This is a genomic window from Pseudoalteromonas sp. SG44-1 (assembly GCF_014164315.1).
GTDB lineage: Bacteria > Pseudomonadota > Gammaproteobacteria > Enterobacterales > Alteromonadaceae > Pseudoalteromonas > Pseudoalteromonas rhizosphaerae.
Genome location: NZ_JACJEW010000120.1, coordinates 1 through 3,393 on the forward strand (window position 1 = coordinate 1; position 3,393 = coordinate 3,393).

The 3,393-nt window shown below is 38.2% G+C and carries 3 protein-coding genes; 1 reads left to right on the forward strand and 2 read right to left on the reverse strand.

What is annotated here, in order from left to right; genetic code table 11:
* Positions 1-687 precede the first annotated feature (687 nt).
* On the forward strand, positions 688-1,167 hold the full coding sequence (locus tag H5187_RS22865) for an RNA-binding protein (RefSeq protein WP_149983393.1): 480 nt from the start codon (positions 688-690) through the stop codon (positions 1,165-1,167).
* On the opposite strand, the gene murI is transcribed toward H5187_RS22865, so the two are convergent.
* Complete coding sequence (gene murI, locus H5187_RS22870; RefSeq protein WP_182794906.1) at positions 1,130-1,945, reverse strand: glutamate racemase; 816 nt, start codon at positions 1,943-1,945, stop codon at positions 1,130-1,132. The two genes, H5187_RS22865 and murI, sit on opposite strands and share 38 nt — an antisense overlap.
* A gap of 63 nt (positions 1,946-2,008) precedes the next feature.
* Complete coding sequence (locus H5187_RS22875; RefSeq protein ID WP_145242803.1) at positions 2,009-3,130, reverse strand: DUF5610 domain-containing protein; 1,122 nt, start codon at positions 3,128-3,130, stop codon at positions 2,009-2,011.
* Positions 3,131-3,393 lie beyond the last annotated feature (263 nt).

Here is a 3,393-nt window from a genome sequence, read left to right on the forward strand (position 1 = left end):
TTAGGCCTGCCGCCAGCGTTCAATCTGAGCCATGATCAAACTCTTCAATTAAAAGTTTTTTGTCTTTCGACAGCTCAATGAATTCTGAATTTATTTAATATCTTTCGATATTGAATTGACTGTGCTGCAACTCTTTCCTTAAGTAAAACCTAAGTAAGTTATTGCTGTTGGTCACTCAGTTTCAATTGAGACTCTAAATTTGTTTGCCTCACTTAGTAAACTAAGCTTGGCTGTTAGAACTCAATCTGCACGAGTGCCCACACAGATGATTGCTTTATATTGTTAAAGAACGTTGCGACATTGTCGCTAGGGATGCGTATAATACACCCTTTATTTTTCGAGTCAACACTTAGCTTTAAACTTTCTTGCGAATATTTAAAACCTAAGTTTTATTTAACTCTCTGAGTTGTTCGTGCCTCGCTATGCGTTGGCGTTTCCTGTCTCAGTGGGGTCGCATTATAGGGAGATCCAAAAACAGATCAACACTTTTTTTCAATCTTTTGACTGTTCGCTCAAAAAGCATGCAAAACGCTTTAAAAGAACACTCAATCGATGCTTTTTCGAGTCTTTTTTGATGTAAATTAAATTATTTCACATAAATATCATTGCTATGTTCATTTATCGCGTTAAGATAGCAAGTTCACAATGTTAAATTAATGTTTATTTCCTGTTTATTGGTAGATCAAAATGAAATTACCCGATCAAAAATCTCTTATCTCTTCAGTTATCCTTGCTGTTATTGGTTTCGTTATAGTTAATTTTGCGCCTTCGAGCCTACAATTAAGTCATGCACTGTTATTTGGTGCTGGTTTATTAATTGGTGGTGTAGTTATAGCTGCAATGTCATCTGGCGATGTAGAAGAAGCCGAAGTAAAAACAAAAACACTTTATGTGGGCAATCTTCCTTATCGTGCAAATGAAGGTGTAGTTCGCGCTTTATTTGAAGAACAAGGTAAAGTGTTTAATGTACGCCTATTAAAGGATAAAAATACTGGCAAACGTCGTGGCTTTGGCTTTGTTGAAATGGCAGAGCTAGATGCTGATAATGCTATTGCAAAATTAAACGATAGCGAGTTCCAACAACGTACATTGAAAGTTCGTGAAGCAAAACAAAAACAAGATGATGAATCTAACTCTTTTCGTTCTGAATCGGATCAATCAGCGTAACTAGCTCCACCGGTTGCTTATCAACATAAATAGAAGCCGTTGCGTAATAACGTAGCGGCTTTTTCTTGCCTGTACAATTAACATCAAGCTCATCACTGCAAGCTATATTATGCTCTTTGAGTATTGCACACACCCGTTTGGCTATTGCTACGCCGGAATCAAGTAATAATACAGTGCTGTTAAAATACTCATTCAAACCTTTTGCTAAAATTGGGAAATGCGTACAACCTAACACGACTACATCCACTCTATTATCAATAGCGAGACTATCGAGCTCTGCAACTAGTTTGTCTTGGATAATCTTTTTACTTCGATATGTTTGTTCCGCCAACGTTACAAGTTCAACACTAGCATATAAATGTACTGTGACAGCTTGACCATGCTGGCTTATCAACTGTTGTGTATAACTACTTTGTACTGTTGCTGGTGTGGCCAATAAGGCAATATGCTGTGACTTAGATAATAAAGCGGCGGGTTTAATTGCAGGTACTACACCGACGATCGGTATCGTGGTTAATTCGCGAAGTGCGCTCAGTGCTGAAGTAGATGCGGTATTACAAGCAATAACTAACACATCAACGTGTAATTGTTGTGTTTCTATAAAAATTAATAATCCGCTGAGGCGCTGAATTATGGTTTGTTGACTCAGCTTTCCATAAGGTAGGTAGGCGTTATCCATAAAATAACTATAACGGCCATCAGGTATGTATTGCTGAATATGCTTCAGCACTGTGGTACCACCAATGCCCGAATCAAAAACCATGATATGAGGTGACAAACAACTCGCTCCTTATAATAACTAAGCTGAGCAGTTTGCCACGCGGTGTACTGAAAATAAAGCTTATGCTTCACTCTCTAGTGCTGCTGAGCGCAATTTATTCATTTGCTCAAACATCGATTTTGTATAGTCGACTAATTTGCCTATTTCCTCTTGGTCTTGATTTAACCATTGTAAAATGCCTGACAGTTCATTTTGCAAACCAAGATCACCCGCTTTATTAAAGGCATTTTTTAGATCGTCATTAAATGGAGCTATTTTTTCAGCCACAGCTTTCTCTGGTGTTGGTTTATTCTCTTCATAGCCTTTTATTGCTGCAAACGTTTTAGTTTGCTTTAAGTCCATTGAAAACGCGACGAGCTGTTCGTTGCCTAAGTTGAGCTCTTGTGCTTGTTCAAAGGCTTGTTCCAAATCACCACCAAAAAATGTTTTACTAACATTTTGCAAGTCTTCCATCATTGCATTAATAGCCTTTTGTTCATCTTCGTTTAAGTCACCATTTACTGACATGCTAAATGATAACTCCCGCGATTGTGATGATGCACTGGCATAGCCTTCATTTTGACCATTACGCTGATAACTACTGGCTGATTGCTGTTTAAATGCATCAGCAAAACTAATACTCACTTCGTCACCTTCTGCAGTGGTGAAGTTATACTGAGCATTATTACTTAAACTTAAATACTGTGCTTGAGTAACACTGACAGAATCCGGTTTAGGGTTAAATAAATCCTCTTCAAACTCATCCAGGCCATTAAAAATACCTTCTTTGGATTTTTCTATGCCCTGCTCAATTTCGTCGTTTAGAATACCGGTATCTTTTAATTCACCATAGGCATCATCAATACCTGTTTGCACACCTTTGCGTGCATCACTAAGCATACCTTTGAGTTTTTCATTATCGGCTCCATTGACTTGCGCTTTCTTAACGGCACCAGTTACAAAGTCCAAAACGTTTTTGACGATTTCTTCAAAATCAAATAGTGGCTTGTCTTTTTTCTCTTCCGCGACAGGTAAGCCTAAGGCCTCAGCCATTTTGTCACCTAACACTTTTGCTGCTAATTCTTTACCACGTTGCTGGTAACTATCTTGAGGCGACTGTATTGTAGGTTGCTGTAATGCAGCTTTGTTACTGTATTTATTGACGTTGTTGTTTGGAACAAAGCCAAAGTTGCCAATTTTCATGATCCGACTCCTATTTTTGCTTACTTAAGTATCGGCCCAAAAATAAATAACTAAAGTAAAATGTACAAAAAAACAGCATTTGCTATTACTCAAAATTAGGGCCTGTTGACCTTTAAGGATTAAAATTTGTTCAACCTCGGGGCGATTTAATCACGGCGCGAGATTTGTAACCTAGTGGGCTAAGTAAAAATTGAGCAAAGCTTCCGCGTCCTGCTCACGCCCCTTACTTACATCCATGTAAGTAACAAAGAGTTAATCGCCCC

Excerpts from the sequence above, each read along its gene's own strand:
- H5187_RS22865 (WP_149983393.1), top strand. The coding sequence starts at position 688 with ATGAAATTACCCGATCAAAAATCTCTTATCTCTTCAGTTATCCTTGCT.
- H5187_RS22875 (WP_145242803.1), bottom strand. The coding sequence starts at position 3,130 with ATGAAAATTGGCAACTTTGGCTTTGTTCCAAACAACAACGTCAATAAA.